Source organism: Candidatus Latescibacterota bacterium (assembly GCA_020633725.1).
Taxonomy (GTDB): domain Bacteria; phylum Krumholzibacteriota; class Krumholzibacteriia; order JACNKJ01; family JACNKJ01; genus VGXI01.
Genome location: JACKDC010000002.1, coordinates 336903 through 354766, shown reverse-complemented (window position 1 = coordinate 354766; position 17864 = coordinate 336903). Strand labels below are relative to the sequence as shown.

The following is a 17864-nucleotide window of genomic DNA, read 5'->3' as shown; positions in this document are numbered from 1 at the left end:
CATTCGCACCCGAAAACGCACTATCTGGCTGCGCCGGGTCGAAATCTTCACGGGCCGGGCTCCGCAGCGAGCGCTTCTCAGCTGGACGGAACTGGGCTAGCATGCCCGTCGAACCGAGCGAACCGGAGGCTCCACCACCGTGATCGGACCCCTCAGCTGGATCGAGGTCTCCCGCGAGGCGCTGCTCCACAACTGGCGCCTCTTCGCGCTACAGGCGGGGCCCGAGCGCGTGCTGCTGCCCGTGCTCAAGGCCAACGCCTACGGCCACGGGCTGGAGCTGGTGGCGCGGATTCTCGCCGGCGAGGGTCAGCGCTGGTTCGGCGTGCACTCGGCCGAGGAGGCCGAGGCGCTCATCGCGCTGCCGGACCTTGCCGATCCGCGCATTCTCGTGCTCTCGGCTGTGCCCGCGGATCGGATTCCCGCGCTGGTGGCCGGCGGGGTGCGTCTCACGGTGATCGACCTGCCGGGTCTGGAAGAGGCGGCGGGAGCGGCGGAGGCGGCGGGGATCGACGTGCCCGTCCACCTGAAGCTCGAGACCGGCGTGAATCGGCAGGGCCTGCGCGCCGAGGAGCTGGAGGCCGCGGCCGGGCTGCTCGACCGTTCGCCGCGCCTCGCGCTCGAGGGACTGCATTCGCACTTCGCGAACATCGAGGACACCACGGACCATTCGTACGCCCGTGCTCAAATGGAGCGCTTCGCCGCCATGCGCGCGCGACTGGCGGAGCTGGGCCACACGCCGCGGCTCGCGCACGCGTCCTGCTCGGCCGCGGCGATCCTCTTTCCCGAGACGCACCACGACCTGCTGCGGCTCGGCATCAGCCTCTACGGCCACTGGCCGAGTCGCGAGACGCGCGTCAGCGCACAGGCGGCGGGGCGCAATCGGCTGGACCTCCGGCCCGCGCTGACCTGGAAGGCGCGGATCGTCCAGATCAAGCACGTCGACACCGGCGCCTACGTGGGCTACGGCTGCACCTGGAAGGCCGAGGCGCCCACGCGAATCGGCGTGCTGCCGGTGGGCTACTACGACGGCTACGACCGCGGCCTCGGCGGCGCGCACGTGCTGGTGCGCGGACGCCGCGCGCCGGTGCGCGGGCGCGTGATGATGAACCTCACGCTGGTGGATCTGGGCCACGTGCCGGAAGCGGAGCGCGGCGACGAGGCGGTGCTGATCGGGAGTCAGGGGGACGAGAGGGTGAGCGCCGAACAGCTGGCCGAGCAGGCCGGCACGATCAACTACGAGATCCTTGCGCGCCTCGGGTCCCATCTGCGCCGGGTCGAAACGGCGTGACCTCCTGACCCTCCTTGCGCGGCAGGGTCTCCAGCTCGCCCTTGAGGATCATGCGTTCGAGGATGCGCTCCACGTCCCGCAGGTTCTTGATCGGGATGTGGGTGACGGCGTTCGCCTCGCACTGCTTGCGCAGCTCCCCGCGCGCGAACACCAGATCGGCCGCGGCGGCGGCGCAGACGTCCTGCCCCTTCTCCCCCACGAAGATCAGCGGCACGCCGGGCCGGCGGAAGCGCTTCAGGTGGTGCAGGTTGCAGCTCGGACAGTCGCCGCAGCCCAGCACGTTGAAGTAGGGAAAGCGCAGGCGGATCGTGAAGGGCTCCACCTCGATCTGGTTCGCGAAGACGGGGATGCGCTCGAGCCCCTCGCGGCGCAGGATCGTCTCCACGATGCGGCCCATGCGCTGGGTGACCACGCCGAAGAGGATCTGGTGCTCGTAGACGAAATCGTGGAAGTCCTGGAAGTAGGGCTCGACCGACTGGGTGTGGATGTAGTCGTCGACCACGTCCATGTCGAGCTGCTCGAAGCCCGCCGAACTGCAGCCGCGGCCGCGCCATTGCTTCCAGGCGCGCAGGGCCAGCTCGTTGGCCGGATGGTCGTCCTCGCGCACGGCGAGGACTCCGGTGTCGGCGTCACAGATGAGCGTGGCCTTGTACATGCGACCGTCCGGGCGCCGCGCCCGGACGGCGCGGTCTTACTGCTGCGTCTTTGACGTGGCGGAGTCGTCCTCGCCGCTGCGGGCGAGGAGCGCGTCGAGGTCTCGCTGGCCCTTCAGCAGGTTGAGGGTCTCCTGCAACACGCGATCCATGCCGAGCGTCGAGCGGTAGGCCTCCACGTTGCCGAACTGCTTGTAGAGGACTTCCCGCCGGAGGGCCATGCGGATGTAGTCCTCGTTGTCCGTGAACGCCTGGTCTTCCAGCTCGATGCCGTTGTCCTTGAGCCAGTCGTGGAAGCGCTGCATGAGGGCGGCGTCCACCTTGAAGTCGATGGTCACCGGGTGATCCGCCAGCAGCTCCACGGCGAAATTAAAGAACGCAGAGCGTCTTTCGAGGTCAAGGGCCGCGTCGGAGATTTCGTCCGGCGCCAGGACGATGTCGGGCATGATCCCGCCGCCGCCGCGCACCGGGCGCTGCAGCTTGAGCGTGGAGTAGAGCGGCAGATCGCTCTGATCGATGGGGATCTCCGGCGCCTGCTGGAGCTGAGTGCTGTCATCGCCGTCCTCGGCCTCCGCCGCCTGGGCGTGCTGCAGCATCTCCTCGGGCGTGATGCGGTGGTTGTTCTCGTCCTTGTGGATGCAGCGTCCGCTGGGCGTGTAGTACTTGGCGGTCGTGAGTTTGAGGGCTTCGTCGTCCGAGATCTGGAAGATGCTCTGCACGCTGCCCTTGCCGAAGGAGTTCTGCCCCACCACGAGGCCGCGGTCCCAGTCCTGGATCGCGCCGGCGACGATCTCGCTCGCGCTGGCGGAGTTCTCGTTGATCATCACCACGAGCGGGTAGTTCTTCGCGTAACGATCGTCCGTGGTTGCGTAGATCTCCTGCAGGCGGCGGCCGTCGCGCCCCCGCGTGCTCACGATGATCTGCCCGGCGTCGAGGAAGAGATCGCTGACGTCCTTCGCCGCCTCCAGCAGGCCGCCGGGGTTGTTGCGCAGGTCGAGGATGAGCCCCTTGATGCCCTGGCCCTGCAGGTCGTCGAGGGCCGCGCGCATCTCGGTGGACGTCTGCTCGCCGAACTGCGTGCAGCGGATGTAGCCGATGTCGTCGGCCAGCACGAAGTGATAGGGCACGCTGACCACGGGGATGATCGCGCGCGTGATCGTGTAGGGCAGCACCTCGTCCACGCCGAAGCGCTTGATGCCGATGGTGACGGGCGTGCCCTCCGGGCCGCGCAGCTTGTCCACGGCGTCCTGCACGTCCCAGCCCTTGGTGCCTTCGCCTTCGATCTCCACGATCTTGTCGCCGCCGCGGATGCCGAGGCGCGCGGCCGGCGTGTCCTCGATGGGACTGATCACCGTCGGGAAGTCGTCGCGCACGCTGATGATGATGCCGAGCCCGCCGAACTCGCCATGGGTCTTCACCATGAGGTCCGAGAGCATGTCGGCGTCCATGTAGGTGCTGAACGGATCGAGCTTGTCGATCATGGCCTGGATGGCCGCGTCCACGAGCTCGTTCGAATCCTCCTCCTCGACGTAGCTGGAGAGGATCTTCTGATACACGCGGCTGAAGCGCTCCAGGTTGCGCAGCGTCTCGGCGCGATCGGCCCGCGCGGCGGCGGTGGTGAGCACGCCGGCGCCGAAGCTGATCAGGGCGACCACGAGGACGAGGAAGGTCTTCTTCTTGAGGATGCGCACGCTGTCTCCCTTGGCTGGGGCCGGGGCAGGGAAGGTGCCCCTAAAGTTAAGGGTCCGCGCCGGTGAGGGCAAAGCCGCCGGCGGTCAGTCCGTCGCGGCCAGGAGGCGACTCAGCGCGTTCAGGGCCGCCGCGGCCACCGCCTCGGGTGGGAGGGAGGCGTCGATCACCTTGATGCGCTCGGGGTGCAGCGCCGCCCATTCCCGATAGCTGCGTCGCACCCGTTCGTGAAACTCGAGCGTCTCGCGCTCGATGCGATCGCCGCCGCTGCGGTCGACCGCCGTGACCCCCGGCCCGCGCTCGAGCCCCTGGGCGGGGTCTACGTCCAGGAAGAAGGTCAGTTGCGGCACGTGTTCGCCGATCGCTTCGCGATTCAGGCGATCCACCCGCGCGAGGCCGAGGCCCCGTCCTCCACCCTGGTAGGCCACGCTGGCGTCGGCGAAGCGGTCGCTGATGACGACCCCGCCCTTCGCCAGCTGCGGCAGGATGCGCTCCACCAGATTCTGTCGCCGTGAGGCGAGGTAGAGGAAGAGCTCCGTCAGCGCATCCATCGCCGTGTTGCCGGGATCGAGCAGGATGCCCCGCACCGCCTCGGCAATGGGCGGTCCCCCGGGCTCCCGGGTGATAAGGACATCGTAGCCCTCGTGTTCCAGGAAATCCCGCAGACGTCCCAGCAGGGTGCTCTTGCCGCTGCCCTCCCCGCCTTCCAGGGAGAGGAAGAGGCCCCCACGCACGGTTTTGGGCAAGTTTCGCGCCATGGCAGCCGTCACCGTCTAGCCGGGGACGCCCGCGCGGCGCCGGAGGCTGCTCACTGGGATCGACGGCCGCGGCGCAGCACCTCGCCGTCGCCGGACGGACCAGGCGCGGGCTCGGAGGGCACGACCGCCACTTCGGGACGCCGGCGGCGCGGGGAGGCGTCCCCGGCCGCGTCGCCGAGATCGCCGTCCCGCTCGAGCGCGCGCGTGCGGCCCACCACGTGCAGGATGCGCTGCAGCGTCGTCAGGTAGGTGAGCACGGCGAGCACCGTGAGCACGAGCTCGAGCACGCCCACCCCACCCACGCGCAGCGGAGAGAGCAGCAGACCGAGGATGAGCAGGGCCAGCCGCTCCGGGCGCTCCAGCAGGCCGACCTTGCAGTCCACGCCGAGTCCCTCGGCGCGGGCGCGCGCGTAGCTGGTCATCAGCGAGCCCGTGAGCGCGAGCACCGTGATGAGCTGCAGGCTCAGGTGCGCGCGATAGTGCACGACCAGCCCGACGAAGACCGCGATCTCCGCGAGCCGGTCGAGCGTCGAGTCGAGGAAGGCGCCGCGCAGGGTCGCGCGGCCGCTGCGTCGGGCCATGCTGCCGTCGAGGATGTCGCAGAGGCCGCCGAGGAAGAGCAGCAGCGCGGCCGAGGCCATGTGGCCCTGGGCGGCGGAGGTGGCGGCGAAGAGGGAGAGCACGAGGCCGGTGAGCGTCAGCGCGTCGGGTCCGAAGCCCAGGCGCAGGATGAGCCCCGCCACGGGATCGAGGATCCGTCGTGCGACGCGCTGCACCGCGGCCTTGTTGATCGCCATAACTCCCCAATTCAAAAAGGCTTACACCTTGGGTTCAAGCTAGCACGCACCAGGGGGTGCTGTCAAGGCAAGCGCCGTGCCGGCAGGGCGGCGCCTTCACCGCCCACCACCAGGACGTATTCGCCCTTCAGCGGCCGCTCGGCGAGCGACGCGGCGAGCTCCGCCGCGGTCCCGCGCCAGTACTCCTCGTGGAGCTTGCTCAGCTCGCGGGCCACCACCACCGGCCGCTCGGGCATCAGCTCGGCCAGCGCGGCCAGACTGCGCGCGAGCCGGTGCGGAGTTTCGTAGAAGACGGCCGTGCGCGTCTCCCCCTCGAGCGCGGCGAAGGCGGCCCGGCGCGCCCCCGGCTTGCGCGGCAGGTAGCCCTCGAAGCTGAAGCGATCGCAGGGCAGCCCGCTGCCCACCACCGCAGGGATCACCGCGGCCGGGCCGGGCAGCACCTCCACCGCGTGCCCCGCGGCCAGCGCCGCGCGCACGGCGCGAAAGCCGGGATCGCAGATGCCCGGCGTGCCGGCGTCGCTGACGAGCGCCACGCGCTTGCCCTCGGCCAGGGCTTCCAGCAGCCGCGGCAGCTGACGGTCCTCGTTGTGCTCGTGAAAGGCCAGATAGCGCGGCTTGATGCCCAGATCGCTCAGCAGGCGCCCCGTGTGCCGCGTGTCCTCGGCGGCCACCAGGTCCGCCTCGGCCAGCGTCCGCAGCGCCCGCGGCGACAGGTCCTCGCGATTGCCGAGCGGCGTCGGCACGAGCACGAGACGGCCCTCGCTCGCGCTCATCCGCTGCCCCAGTCGCGCGGGTAGAGGAAGTCGCGGTCCGCCGTGCGCCGGGAAACCTTGGCGATCACGGGCAGGCGCCGCTTGAACTGGGAGCGCCGGATCATCTCGGTGACGCGGTCCACGAAGGCCGCCTCCCAGCCGCGCGCCAGCAGCGCGTCGCGGTCCAGACGCTCGTCGAGCATCGCGTAGAGCAGCGGATCCACCTCGGCGTAGCTGAAGCCGAGCTCCTGTTCGTCGCTCTGGCCGGCCCAGAGATCGGCGCTGGGCGCCTTGTCGACGATCGCCGCCGGCAGGCCCAGGAAGCGGCTGAGCGCGCGCACCTGCGTCTTGTACAGGTCGCCGATGGGATTCACCGCGCTGGCCAGATCGCCGAAGGCCGTGCCGTAGCCGAGGAAGATCTCGCTCTTGTTGCTCGTCCCCAGCACCAGCGCTCCCTCCGACGCCGACCGGTCGTAGAGGATGCTCATCCGCTCCCGCGCCATCTTGTTGCCCCGGCGCAGGCTGCTGGCGTCGTCCTCGGCGGCGAAGTAGGCGTCCACCATGGGCGTGATCTCGCGCGTCTCGAAGCGGATGCCCGTCTGTTCGGCGATGAGCCGCGCATGGGCCAGGCTCTCGGGCGAACTGCTTCGGTAGGGCATGGCGAGGCCGAGCACCCGCTCGGGACCCAGGGCCTCGGCGGCCAGCGCCGCGACCAGGCTCGAGTCGAGGCCCCCGGAGAGACCCAGCACGCCGCGCTCGAGGCCGGTGCGGCGCACCTCGCTGCGGATGAACTGCACCAGGATCTTGCGCAGCAGCGCGTGGTCGACGGTCTCCCCGGGCCAGGGCCCGGCCGGCGTGGCGCCCGGGGTCACGGCGCGTCCTCGACGTCGTCGTCGACGTCGCCCGGCCCCGCGGCCCGGCGGCGCAGGATGCGCTCGAGGGCGCGGTAGGTCAGCTCGGGGCGCTCGTCGCGCAGGAGCGAGAAGCCGCGGCGCTGCCGGGCCACGCGCTCGAGATCGACGTCGGCGACGACGAGCGCGCTCTCGTGCAGCGGGCCGGCGACCAGCGTCTCGCCGTCGGGGCCCAGCACGCGGCTGCCGCCCCAGTAGCTGCTGCCGTCCTCCACGCCCGCGCGGTTGCAGAAGGCCACGAAGCCCGCGTACTGCCGCGCGTGCTGGCGCAGCAGCGAGGCCCAGAACTCGGCGTTGGCGGGCAGGTCGTCGTCGCCGGCGCGTTCGAGGCCGCGCACCGGGCTGGCGCTGGCGACGAGCAGGCCCAGCGCGCCGTCGAGAAAGGCCAGGTAGGGCATGGACGGATGCCAGAGGTCCTCGCAGACCAGCATGGCCAGGCGGCCGAAGCGCGTCGGGAAGCTCTGCATGGCGCCGCCCGCGGCGAAGTAGCGCTGTTCGTCGAACATGCCGTAGGTGGGCAGGTAGGCCTTGCGATGGAGGTGGCGCAGCTCGCCCTCGGCGAGATAGGCCAGGCAGTTGTAGTTCAGCCCGTCCTCGCCCCGCTCCACGAAGCCGAAGGCCAGATCCAGGTGGCGGGAAGCCGTGAGCAGGGGCTCGAAAGCGGGATGGGGCCAGGGCCGCGCGATCTCGGGCACCAGGTCCTTGAGCAGGTAACCGGTGAGGCTCAGCTCGGGAAAGAGCAGCAGGTCCACCGCCTGGTCGCGCGCGGCGTCCACGCTCGCCAGGTGGCTCTCCAGGTTGCGGGGGAAGAGGCCCAGGGCGGGGTCGAGCTGGGCCAGGCCGATGCGCAGGGTCACGCGTCCTCCTCGATCGTGGCGGTCGGGCCGCGCCCCGGCCGCGGCTCGCCGCGCCAGTCTACGCCACGGGACGCGGCCCCGCAAGCCGACGCAAGACCGCCGTTTGCTTGATTTTGCCGCGTCGCTTATGTAATCTCCCCGCGAGCCCCCCACGCTGAACACCTCAACCCGATGACCAGGCCCCATGCAAGGAGTGTCATGAGAACGCTCGCCGCATCGCTCTGTGGACTTGCGCTGCTCGCCGCGGTGGCGTCGCCAGGGTTCGCTTTCCAGGAGTATCCCAGCCTCGAGGTGGCGCCCTACGTGGGCTATCTGCTCTACGACTCCAATCTCACGCACTACTCCAGCAACCTGGACTTCGGCGTCCGCCTGGATCTGCGCACGATGGAGATGCTGGGCTTCCAGTTCAACTACGCGATCTCGGGCTCGACGGTGGGCTTTCCGGGCATTCCCTTCGGGAAGAACAGCTACGTGGAGCGCATCCAGTTCAACCTGACCCGGGATCTGGTGCTCAGCCGTGGCATCTTCTTCTACGGCTTCGCGGGGCTGGGGACCTTCGTCCGGCACTCGACGGCCGTCTACACCTCGGATCCCAGCGTGCAGGCGGGGCTGGGCTTCCGGCGCAACATCGTGGGGCCGCTCTACGTGCGCGGCGACGTGGGCTGGACCGGGGCCTTCCTCAAGGACAGCGACCCCGCCGATCCCTACTACGATCGCACCCTGACGCATCACTTCGACGGCGCGCTGACGCTGTCCGTCCTCTTCGACAACTAGCCCCAACGCAAAACGGGAGGGACGCCGTCCCTCCCGCCTCTCGTCGAGCCGGCCGGTAGCCTACATGCCGCCCGCTTCCCCGCTCTCGCTGCCCACGGGGTTCGCCGCCGCCACCAGGTCCTTCAGTTCCTTGCTGACCTTGAACACGGGGACGTTCCGCTCCGGCACCGGCACCGGATCGCCCGTGCGCGGATTCCGGGCCATGCGCGACTTGCGGCGCTTGACCTTGAAAGTCCCGAAGCCGCGGATCTCCAGGTGCCTGCCCGTCGCGAGCGCCTCGGAGATGGCCTTGAGGAAGTGATCCACCGAATCGGCCACGTCCTTCTTGGTGAGGCCGGTCTTCTGGACGATTTCCTCGACGATCTGGGCCTTGGTCATCGGGCAGCTCCTTTTCCCGGGGCGACGGACGCCGATTTAAGTCATTGACCTCAAGCAGATTAGAACAAGGCTCGCGGCGCTGTCAAGGGCGTGCTGGACCGGCGGGCCCGTGGCCTGTCGCGCAGCAGCGCGCCCGACGCCTTGCAGATCGCACGGCGCCGAGTCTGCGAGCCCGCCCTCCGCCTCCCGGCAACGCATTTCACAAACCCTTGTCCTGAATCCGCTTGCGGGCATCTCGCCGCATGGCACGGCGATGGAACGTGCCTTGCTGCCGGGCGGCTCGGCTGCGGGGGACAACCTGACCTGCTTCCACTGACACGACCTCCCGTTTCCTCGCAGCCCTTTCAGTTTTCGATCTCTGCGCGCCCATCATGGAAGGATGCAAAGGAGTGGCAACGATGCACAGGATCCTGATGCTGCTGGCCCTGGCCGGGCTGCTCGTCTTCGCCGCGACCGGCTGCTCGAGCGACAGCACGACCCCCGTCAGCTCTGGAAACGAGGACCTGACTCCGCCCGCCGCGCCGCTCAACCTGAGCGTGAGTGTGAAGGGTGACCAGGTGACCGTCGCCTGGACGAGTAACAGCGAAATCGATCTGGCCAACTACCGCGTCTATCGCGGCGTGAACGACGGCGCCCTGGCGCTCGAGTCCGCCTGCGCTCAGCCGCGCTACGTGGACACGATCACCGAGTCTGGCCTGCTCGATCTGGCCTACCGCGTCTCCGCGGTGGACGAGAGCGACAACGAGAGCGCCCTGTCCACCACGGTTTCCGTGGTCGTCGACATGGGCGAGCCGATCATCTCCGACGAGATGCACTAGCCGCGACAGACACGGGCTGTACCGTTCGCGAGAGACCCCGCCCCAGGGCGGGGTTTCTTGCTTTGCTCACAGGTGCAGTTCGGCGGCCACGCGCTCGCGGTAGCGCGCCAGCAGGCGCCGCGTCACGGGCCCGGCGGCCGCGGCCAGCGGCGTCCCGTCCACGTGGGAGATGGCGAGCACCTCCAGCGTGCTCGCGGTGAGGAAGGCCTCGCGCGCGGCGAGGAGCTCTTCGGGCAGCACGGGGCCCTCGTCGGGGTCGAGCCCCTCGGCCGCCGCCAGCTCGAGCACCAGCGCGCGCGTGATGCCCGGCAGGATGCCGCTGCCGAGCGGCGGCGTGCGCAGGCGGCCGGCGGCGTCCACGAGGAAGAGGTTGGCCAGCGACGCCTCGCCCAGCTCGCCGCGGTGGTTGAGCATCAGCACCTCGAAGCTCTCCGCGTCGCGCATCTCGAAGCGGGCCAGCAGCGTGTTGAGCAGGTTGCCGCTCTTGATCGCGGGGTCCAGGGCGCCGGGCAGGTTGCGCGGGCGGCGGGCGATCTCCACCGGCACGCCCCGCGCGTAGCGCGCCTCCTCGAGCGGCGTGAAGGGATCGGCGGTCATGACCAGGGTGGGCGGGCCGAGCTGGTCGAGGCGGCGGCGCACGTCGCCCGGGCCGCGCGTCACGGTGATGCGGATGCGCCCCGCGTCGATGCGATTCGCCGCCAGCAGGCCGCCCAGCCGCTCGGTCAGCGTCGCGGCGCTCCAGGGCAGCTCCAGGTAGATGGCCGCGGCCGAGCGCGCCAGGCGCTCGAGGTGCGCGTCGAGCTGGAAGGGACGTCCCGCGTAGGCGCGCAGGGTCTCGTAGACGGCGTCGCCGAAGAGGAAGCCCCGGTCCGACACCGGCAGGCAGGCCTCGCCCGCGGGCAGGAGCCGGTCGCCGATCAGGACGAACGCCGCGCCGGCCACGCGATCACCTCGGAGTGTGGCGGGAGAGGGGACCGATCAGGCGGGCTTGACCTCGATGGCCAGCGGGCCCTTCGGCCCCTCCTGGACCTCGAACTCGACGGCCTGACCCTCGCTCAGGGAGCGGAAGCCGTCCCCCTGGATCTGGGAGAAGTGCACGAAGACGTCGCCGCCGGCGTCGCGCGTGATGAACCCGTAGCCCTTGGCGTCGTCGAACCACTTCACTTTCCCGGTAACACGCAAGGCAGACTCCCCTGAGATTGGGATGAGGCTGAGCGTCGCGCCCGCCTCGCCCCGGCCCGGACGATCAGGTCACATGCGGGTAATACCACGCCGCAACTTGCGCCGTCAAGGCGACCTCAGGACGTTTCAACGCTCCCCGTGACGCCTCCTGATGCCGCCATCCTGCCTGGCACGCCTTTTGACTCTCCGTGCCGGAATGAACACCGAAACTGCCGACAAGCCGATGCCCCAGGTTCAGCTGGGGGAGAACTACACGATGAAGCGGCCCCTGGCCACGGGCGGCGCCGCGCGCATCTTCCTTGCCCGTCAGAACAGCCTCGACCGCGACGTGGTGATCAAGGTGCTCCGCCGGCAGCTCTCCGCGCAGGAGGAGTTCCGCCGCCGCTTCGCCGAGGAGGCGAAGCTGCTCGCGCGCCTGGAGCACCCGAACATCGTCCAGGTGATCGACTTCGGCGAGCAGGACAGCTTCTACTACTTCGTGATGGAGTTCGTGCGCGGCGGCTCGGTGCGCGACCTGCTGGAGCGGGCCGAGGTGCTGCCGCTGGACGTGGCGCTGTCCATCGCCTACTTCACCGCCCGCGGGCTCGCCTACGTGCACGACCACCACGTCCTGCACCTGGACATCAAGCCGGCGAACATCCTGCTCAATCGCGAGGGCGCGGTGAAGGTGGCCGACTTCGGCCTGGCGCGGCTCGTGGACACGCAGAAGAACGCGGGCAAGCACTCGCACCCGGCCGGCACGCCGCTCTACATGTCGCCGGAGCAGGTGCAGGGCGCCACGCTCGACGCGCGGAGCGACCTGTTCTCCTTCGGCATCGTCCTCTACCAGCTCCTCACCTTCCAGACGCCCTTCCAGGGCACGAGCTCCGACGAGGTCTTCCGCGAGATCCTCAACTGCCGCGTGGATCCGCCGTCGACGCTCAGGGAAGAGGTGCCGGCCTTCGTCGACACGCTGGTGATGACCTGCCTGCAGCGCGACCGCTCCCTGCGCTACTCCAACGGCAACGCGCTCATCGCCGACCTGCACTCCGTGCTGGAGCGGCTGGGCATCCACCATCCGGACGAGCGCGTGCAGCAGTTCCTCAGCGATCCGAACCACTACCGCGTGGTGCTGAAGAAGAGCACGCTGGACGCCACGAAGCCCAGCCTGCGCCAGCGTCTCAAGCAGCGCTACGGCAAGTCGGCCGTCATCCTGATGCTGGGCGCGGGACTGCTGGGGCTCGAGGGCCTCTGGCTGGGCCGCTTCCCCAGCCTGACCGCGCTGGCCGCCTCGGTCTGGGGCCACATCGTCGGCCTCTTCCACTAGACGCTGAAGCGCCCCTCCCCCAGGGACTCCAGGATGCGCAGGTAGCTCTCGTAGCGCCGCGGGTCCACCGCGCGCTCCTCGACGGCGTCCTGCAGCGCGCAGTCGGGCTCGTGGGAGTGCGTGCAGTCGGGGTAGCGGCAGCCGCCCAGGTGGGGACGGAACTCCGGGAAGCAGGCCGCGAGCTCCTGCGCGTCGATCCCCCACAGCCCGAATTCGCGCACGCCGGGTGAGTCGGCCACCCAGCCGCCGCGGTCCAGCGCGTGCAGCTCGGTGGCGCTGGTGGTGTGACGGCCCTTGCCCGTCGCCTCGCTCACGGTGCGCACGCTGAGCTCGAGCCCCGGCTGCACGCGGCTCAGCAGGCTGCTCTTGCCCGCGCCCGAGGGGCCGAGAAAGAGGCTCACCCGGCCGGCCATGCTTCGCGCCAGCCGCTCGACGCCCTCGCCCGTCTCGGCGCTGGTCAGGATCACCGGATAGCCGGCGGCCCGGTAGGGCAGCACCATGGCGGTGAGGCCGGGGGCGTCCGCGAGGTCGCACTTGTTGAGGACGATCACGCCGTCCAGGTCCTGGTGCGCCACCGCCACCAGGAAGCGGTCCAGCAGGCGGGCGTTGAAGTCGGGCTGGGCCGCCGCCATGACCACGAAGACCCGGTCGAGATTGGCCATCAGCACCTGCTGACGGCTCGACCGCTCGGCGCTGGCCCGGCTGAGGTGATTGTCCCGGGGCAGAAGCTCCTCGATCACGCCCTCGGCCTCCGGGCGGGGCTCGCTCCCGGTCAGCTGCACCAGCACCCGGTCGCCGACGACCACGTTCCGCACCTGCCCCAGCCGCTGCTTGCGGATCCTGCCGCGCAGGCGGCAGGGCACCCGGTGCTCGCCGACGTCCACCAGGAAGCGTCCGCTTTCGGCGCGCAGCACCCGTCCCTCGAGGCGCTCGGCCTCACGCGAATCCACCTTGACCATGCCCGGAGTCTAGCAGAGCGCCACGCGGCCATAAAGTCAGCCTTCCCCTCTTGTTACAGTCGTCACTATTTGCTAGCGTGTTCGGGGATTCCAGGTCCCTACGTCCGTATTGTCCGACCGAGGGTGCCCATGGCTGATGACAAGGCGACGCCGACGCGAACGTCGGCCCAGGAAGGTAGCGATTCCATGAATCACGAGGAACTGATCACGCTGTTCAGCGAGGAACTCTTCATCGCCGACCTGAAGGCGACGGACCGCGACGGCGTCCTCCAGGAGATGGTCGAGCACGCGGGGTCGGCCGGCGTGATCCGCGACCAGGACGTCATCCTCGGCATGCTGAAGAACCGCGAGAGCCTGGGCAGCACCGGCCTGGGCCAGGGCGTCGCCTTCCCGCACGGGCGCTCGCTGGCCATCCCCACGCTGATGGCCTTTTTCGCGCGCTCGTCCAAGGGCGTCACCTACGGCGCCATCGACGGCAAGCCCGTCCACCTGTTCTTCATGTTCATCGCCCCGCCCGTGGAGAAGGAGAACCGCTACCTGCCGGCCCTCGGCCAGGTGGTGGAGCTGATCCGCGACGAGGCCACGCGCGAAAAGCTGATGGCCGTGAAGTCCTTCGCGGAGTTCCGCACGATCATCCTGGGAGACGACTAGTGGCGAGTCTGAACGAGCAACTGCTCCTGCTGGTGGCCCTGCAGGATCTCGACACGATGATCCACGAGGCCGAGAACAAGGTCCACGCCGAGAAGCTGCAGGCCATGGGCTTCCCGCTCGAGGGCGTGGACGACCTGCGCCAGGCGCGCGCCGAGCTGGCCGAGAGCATCGACCGGCCCCTCCTGAACCGCTACGAGCGGATCATCGGCCGCCTGGGCCGGGCGGTGGTGCCCATCACCGGCCAGGTCTGCCTGGGCTGTTTCGCAATAATTCCAACGAGTTACACGTCCATCGAGAACCGGGATCGCATCCTCCAGTGCGAGAATTGCGGCCGGATCTTCTACTGGCCCCGGGGGGCTTGACAGGCCCCCGGGCTTCTGGTAGCGTAAAGCTTTCTCTCACCCTCCTGCGGGGGCCTCTGCATTCGCCGAGCTCCTGCAGGTTTTTTTTGTGCCCTCGCTCGAAGGGCGAATCCCACCGCCGGCTCGACGGTTGACAGCCTGCGGCGCGCTGCGCCACGCTGGCCGCATGAGCGCAGTCCTCATCGCCGTCGCCGCCTTCGTCGCCTACCTGGCCGCCTACTACACCTACGGCCGCCGCGTGGCGAGCCGCCTGCTCGGCTTCGAAGCCGAACGCGCGACGCCGGCGCAGCGCTACGCCGACGGCGTGGACTACGTCCCCAGCCGCCGCCTGGTGCTCTTCGGCCACCACTTCGCCACCATCGCCGGGCTGGGGCCGATCATGGGTCCGGCGATCGCCGTCATCTGGGGCTGGTTGCCGGCGCTGCTCTGGGTGATCTTCGGCAGCATCTTCATGGGCGCGGTGCACGATCTGGCGGCGCTCTACCTGTCGCTGCGTCACGAGGGCAAGAGCATCGGTGACATCACCGGCAACATCCTCGGCCCGCGGGGCCGCACGCTCTTCCTCGTGCTCACCTTCTTCCTGCTCGCGCTGGCGATGGGCGCCTTCGCCCACGTCATCGGCATCCTCTTCACCAGCAGCTTCTATCCCCAGGCGGTGATCCCCGTCTGGGCGCTGATCGGGATCGCCGTGCTGATCGGGATCATGGTCTACCGCTGGCGGGTGCCGCTCACGCCGGCCACCCTGCTCGGCGTCGGGCTGATGCTGGCGGCCGTCTGGTGGGGCGCCGACCATCCGGTGACGAGCCTCCCTGGCCTGGGCGACCTCTCCCTGGACCGCTGGGTGTGGATCCTCATGGCCTACGCCCTGCTCGCGAGCATCCTGCCGGTCTGGCTGCTCCTGCAGCCGCGGGACTACCTGAACAGCTTCCAGCTCTACATCGGCATGGCGCTGCTCTTCGCCGGGCTCTTCGTGACCCGCCCGGCCATCGTGGCGCCGGCCTTCAACAACGTGCCCGCCGATCTGCCGCCGCTCTTCCCCTTCCTCTTCATCACCGTCGCCTGCGGGGCCATCAGCGGCTTCCACTCGCTGGTGAGCAGCGGCACCACGGCCAAGCAGCTGGCCAGCGAGCGTGACGGCCTCTTCGTCGCCTACGGCGCGATGCTCACCGAGGGCATGCTGGCCGTGCTGGCGATCCTGGCCACCAGCGCGGGCTTCGCGAGCCGGGCCGAGTGGAGCGCGCACTACGCGTCCTGGGCCAGCGCCGACGGCCTCGGCCCCAAGCTGCAGGCCTTCGTCCAGGGCGGCGCGAATCTCTGCGCCGGTCTCGGTCTGAACCCCGAGCTGATGGCCATCTTCATCGCCGTCGTGGTGGTGGGCTTCGCGATGACCACGCTCGACAGCGGCACCCGCCTGCTCCGCTACAACCTGGAGGAGCTGGGCAGCCACTTCCGTCCCCTGGGCGTGCTCACGGCGCGCCGCTGGGGCGCGGCCCTGGTGGCGGTGCTGGCCATCGGCTACTTCGCGGTGATCCGCGTCGACGGCAAGCCCGCGGGCATCACGCTCTGGGCGCTCTTCGGCATCTCGAACCAGCTGCTGGGCGCGCTGGGCTTCCTGGTGATGACCCTCTGGTTCTACCGCGCCGGCCGGCCCTTCTTCTACCTGCTGCTGCCCATGACCTTCATGATGGCCGTCACGCTGATCGCGCTGCCCTACAGCCTCTGGCGCTTCATGCACGCGACCACGGTGAGCTGGCCGCTGGTGGGCACCGGCCTGGTGATCCTCGGCCTCGACCTGTGGCTGATCCTCGAGGCCGTGCTGAGCCTCAGCCGCCTCCGCGCCGAGCGCCGGGGACTGCGTGCGGCCACGCCGCTCCCCGGCACCGAGGCCGCGACCTAGCGGGCCCGGGTCCGGCCGCGTTCAGCAGGGCGCCAGCAGCGCCGCATCCACTTCCACCCCCGCCTCCAGGCGTCCGCAGTCCGGCGGCAGCAGCAGGAACGCGTTCGACGCGGCGAGGCTGCTCAGCACGTGGCTGCCGTGGGGCGGCCGCGGCGTGGCCTCCCAGCCGTCCTCCACGCGCCGCAGAGCCGCCCGCGCGAAGAACTGCTTCACCGGACGCCCCGCGATCGCCTCCGCCAGGCGCGCCCTCACGACGCGCGGCTCGGTCTCGGGGTCGCCGGCCATGCGCCGCAGCGCGGGCAGCACGTAGTACCAGAGCGTCATGAAAGTGGAGACGGGATTGCCCGGCAGGCCGAACACGGGCCTGCCCTCCCAGCGCAGCAGCGCCAGCGGCCCGCCGGGCTGCTGCCGCACCTTGTGGAAGACCCAGGTCGCGCCCATCTCCGCGAGCAGCGTGCCCACCAGGTCGTAGCGTCCCATGGAGACGCCTCCGGAGCTCACGAGGACGTCCGCCTCGGCCAGGCCGCGCGCCAGCAGCGCGCGCAGGGGGCCGGGGGCGTCCGGGGCGACGCCCAGGTCCAGCGCCGTGAAGCCGCTCTCGGCGAGCAGCGCCACGGCCATCGGCACGTTGCTGTTGCGGATCTGCCCGGGCTCGAGCGACGCGCCCACGGGGCGCAGCTCGTCGCCCGTGGCCAGCAGCGCCACGCGCGGGCGGCGCCACACGGGCACGCGCGCGAAACCCTGCGCCGCGAGCAGGGCGAGCGCAGCGGGCGTGAGGCGCGTGCCGGCGGCGAGCAGAGGGGCGCCGGCGGTGACGTCCTCCCCCGCCGGACGCAGGTTGGGCCCGGTGGCGCCCAGATCGGCGAGAAAGCGCACGGCGCCGTCCGCCTCCTCGGTGCGCTCCACGGGGATCACGCCGTCGCAGGCGTCCGGCACCGGCGCGCCCGTCATGATGCGCAGGACGCTCCCGGCCGGCCACGCCGCGCCCGGGGCCGCCCCCGCGGCGATCTCGCCGGCGAGGGGCAGCGTGCGGGGGCGCTCCGGCGTGGCGCCGGCGACGTCGGCGGCGCGGACGGCGTAGCCGTCCATGGCGCTGTTCGCGAAGGCGGGCAGGGACTCGCGGGCCACGAGATCGCGGGCCAGCACGTGGCCGGCCGCGCGCGCCAGGGACAGCCGCGCGAGGCGCGGCGCCGGCAGGCCCTCGGCGACCAGGGCCTTGGCCTCGGCCACGCTCACGAAGGTCTTCATTCCGTCGAGTCCGCGCGCCAGTGGCCGCTGGCGCCGCCGCTCTTCTCCAGCAGTCGGATCGGCCCGATCACGATGCCCCGCTCGACGGCCTTCAGCATGTCGTAGACCGTGAGCGCCGCCACGCTGGCCGCCGTGAGGGCCTCCATCTCGACGCCGGTGGGACCCGTGCAAGTTGCGGTCGCCGTGATGCGGAGCTCCCGGGACGCATCGTCCAGCGCGAAGTCCACCGCGGCATGATCGAGCCCCAGGGGATGGCAGAGCGGGATCAGGCTGCCCGTGCGCTTCGCGGCGCCGATGCCGGCCAGGCGGGCGGCGGCGAGGACGTCCCCCTTGGCCGCCCGGTTCCCGGCGAGCGCCGCCCAGGCTTCGTCGCCGAGGCGCATTCTCGCCTCCGCCACGGCGCTTCGGCGCGAGCTGGGCTTGCCGGAGACGTCCACCATGCGGGCCTCGCCGCCGGGCCCCGTGTGCGAGAGTTCGGCCATGGGCGTCCTCACAGGTCGTTTCGGTACGCGGGATGCAAAAGCCCCCCGCAGGCTCGGGAGGCCGGCGCCGCCGCCGCCGTCCCGGGAAAGCGAAGGGTAGCA

Annotated in this window: 20 protein-coding genes; 7 read left to right on the top strand and 13 right to left on the bottom strand. The window is 70.4% G+C overall.

The genetic code is table 11. The annotated features are described in order from the left end of the window. Window positions 1-139 precede the first annotated feature (139 nt). Entirely contained in the window at window positions 140-1288 is a 1149-nt protein-coding gene (gene alr / locus H6693_06025; protein MCB9515732.1) for an alanine racemase, read from the top strand. Here alr and H6693_06020 read toward each other — a convergent pair. The 7 genes from H6693_06020 to H6693_05990 all read right to left on the bottom strand — a co-directional run bounded on the left by H6693_06020 (window position 1230) and on the right by H6693_05990 (window position 7705). Continuing rightward, window positions 1230-1943 carry a hypothetical protein gene (locus tag H6693_06020; GenBank protein ID MCB9515731.1) on the bottom strand — a complete coding sequence of 238 codons (714 nt, stop codon included), beginning with the start codon at window positions 1941-1943 and terminating at the stop codon, window positions 1230-1232. The genes alr and H6693_06020 overlap by 59 nt on opposite strands. A gap of 36 nt (window positions 1944-1979) precedes the next feature. Next, a complete protein-coding gene (locus H6693_06015) occupies window positions 1980-3632 on the bottom strand; it encodes a S41 family peptidase (protein ID MCB9515730.1) in 1653 nt (550 codons plus the stop codon). Window positions 3633-3716: 84 nt separating this feature from the next. Then, on the bottom strand, window positions 3717-4364 hold the full coding sequence (locus tag H6693_06010; GenBank protein MCB9515729.1) for a dTMP kinase: 648 nt from the start codon (window positions 4362-4364) through the stop codon (window positions 3717-3719). A gap of 74 nt (window positions 4365-4438) precedes the next feature. Then, complete coding sequence (locus H6693_06005; protein MCB9515728.1) at window positions 4439-5185, bottom strand: CDP-alcohol phosphatidyltransferase family protein; 747 nt, start codon at window positions 5183-5185, stop codon at window positions 4439-4441. Between the two features lie 62 nt (window positions 5186-5247). After that, a complete protein-coding gene (gene rsmI, locus H6693_06000) occupies window positions 5248-5958 on the bottom strand; it encodes a 16S rRNA (cytidine(1402)-2'-O)-methyltransferase (protein ID MCB9515727.1) in 711 nt (236 codons plus the stop codon). Beyond that, window positions 5955-6809, bottom strand: a complete 855-nt coding sequence (locus H6693_05995; GenBank protein MCB9515726.1) for an NAD+ synthase — start codon at window positions 6807-6809, stop codon at window positions 5955-5957. The genes rsmI and H6693_05995 overlap by 4 nt, the downstream gene beginning before the upstream one ends. Further along, a complete protein-coding gene (locus H6693_05990) occupies window positions 6806-7705 on the bottom strand; it encodes a hypothetical protein (GenBank protein MCB9515725.1) in 900 nt (299 codons plus the stop codon). The genes H6693_05995 and H6693_05990 overlap by 4 nt, the downstream gene beginning before the upstream one ends. A 198-nt stretch (window positions 7706-7903) precedes the next feature. Here H6693_05990 and H6693_05985 point away from each other — a divergent pair, with 198 nt between their 5' ends. Further along, window positions 7904-8479 (top strand): hypothetical protein, encoded by a 576-nt coding sequence (locus H6693_05985; protein ID MCB9515724.1) that lies wholly within the window; start codon window positions 7904-7906, stop codon window positions 8477-8479. 60 nt (window positions 8480-8539) lie between these two features. Here H6693_05985 and H6693_05980 read toward each other — a convergent pair whose 3' ends face one another. Beyond that, window positions 8540-8857, bottom strand: a complete 318-nt coding sequence (locus tag H6693_05980) for an integration host factor subunit beta (protein MCB9515723.1) — start codon at window positions 8855-8857, stop codon at window positions 8540-8542. 398 nt (window positions 8858-9255) lie between these two features. On the opposite strand from H6693_05980, the gene H6693_05975 reads away from it, so the two are divergent. Then, window positions 9256-9675: a hypothetical protein gene (locus tag H6693_05975; GenBank protein MCB9515722.1), complete on the top strand. Its 420-nt coding sequence runs from the start codon at window positions 9256-9258 to the stop codon at window positions 9673-9675. Window positions 9676-9741: 66 nt separating this feature from the next. On the opposite strand, the gene H6693_05970 is transcribed toward H6693_05975, so the two are convergent. After that, window positions 9742-10617, bottom strand: coding sequence for an aminotransferase class IV (locus tag H6693_05970; protein ID MCB9515721.1), 876 nt, complete (start codon window positions 10615-10617; stop codon window positions 9742-9744). A gap of 36 nt (window positions 10618-10653) precedes the next feature. Then, a complete protein-coding gene (locus tag H6693_05965; protein ID MCB9515720.1) occupies window positions 10654-10857 on the bottom strand; it encodes a cold shock domain-containing protein in 204 nt (67 codons plus the stop codon). Between the two features lie 196 nt (window positions 10858-11053). On the opposite strand from H6693_05965, the gene H6693_05960 reads away from it, so the two are divergent. Then, window positions 11054-12163: a serine/threonine protein kinase gene (locus tag H6693_05960; GenBank protein ID MCB9515719.1), complete on the top strand. Its 1110-nt coding sequence runs from the start codon at window positions 11054-11056 to the stop codon at window positions 12161-12163. Here H6693_05960 and rsgA read toward each other — a convergent pair. Next, a complete protein-coding gene (rsgA, locus tag H6693_05955; GenBank protein ID MCB9515718.1) occupies window positions 12160-13122 on the bottom strand; it encodes a ribosome small subunit-dependent GTPase A in 963 nt (320 codons plus the stop codon). The two genes, H6693_05960 and rsgA, sit on opposite strands and share 4 nt — an antisense overlap. A 129-nt stretch (window positions 13123-13251) precedes the next feature. On the opposite strand from rsgA, the gene H6693_05950 reads away from it, so the two are divergent. The 3 genes from H6693_05950 to H6693_05940 all read left to right on the top strand — a co-directional run bounded on the left by H6693_05950 (window position 13252) and on the right by H6693_05940 (window position 16032). Then, the gene (locus H6693_05950; protein ID MCB9515717.1) at window positions 13252-13773 is read left to right on the top strand and encodes a PTS sugar transporter subunit IIA; all 522 of its coding nucleotides are present in this window, start codon (window positions 13252-13254) and stop codon (window positions 13771-13773) included. Further along, the gene (locus H6693_05945; GenBank protein ID MCB9515716.1) at window positions 13773-14135 is read left to right on the top strand and encodes a hypothetical protein; all 363 of its coding nucleotides are present in this window, start codon (window positions 13773-13775) and stop codon (window positions 14133-14135) included. The genes H6693_05950 and H6693_05945 overlap by 1 nt, the downstream gene beginning before the upstream one ends. A gap of 166 nt (window positions 14136-14301) precedes the next feature. Then, on the top strand, window positions 14302-16032 hold the full coding sequence (locus H6693_05940; GenBank protein ID MCB9515715.1) for a carbon starvation protein A: 1731 nt from the start codon (window positions 14302-14304) through the stop codon (window positions 16030-16032). 21 nt (window positions 16033-16053) lie between these two features. Here H6693_05940 and H6693_05935 read toward each other — a convergent pair whose 3' ends face one another. Beyond that, the gene (locus H6693_05935) at window positions 16054-17280 is read right to left on the bottom strand and encodes a molybdopterin molybdotransferase MoeA (protein MCB9515714.1); all 1227 of its coding nucleotides are present in this window, start codon (window positions 17278-17280) and stop codon (window positions 16054-16056) included. After that, window positions 17277-17762: a cyclic pyranopterin monophosphate synthase MoaC gene (gene moaC, locus H6693_05930; protein MCB9515713.1), complete on the bottom strand. Its 486-nt coding sequence runs from the start codon at window positions 17760-17762 to the stop codon at window positions 17277-17279. The genes H6693_05935 and moaC overlap by 4 nt, the downstream gene beginning before the upstream one ends. Between the last annotated feature and the right edge of the window lie 102 nt (window positions 17763-17864).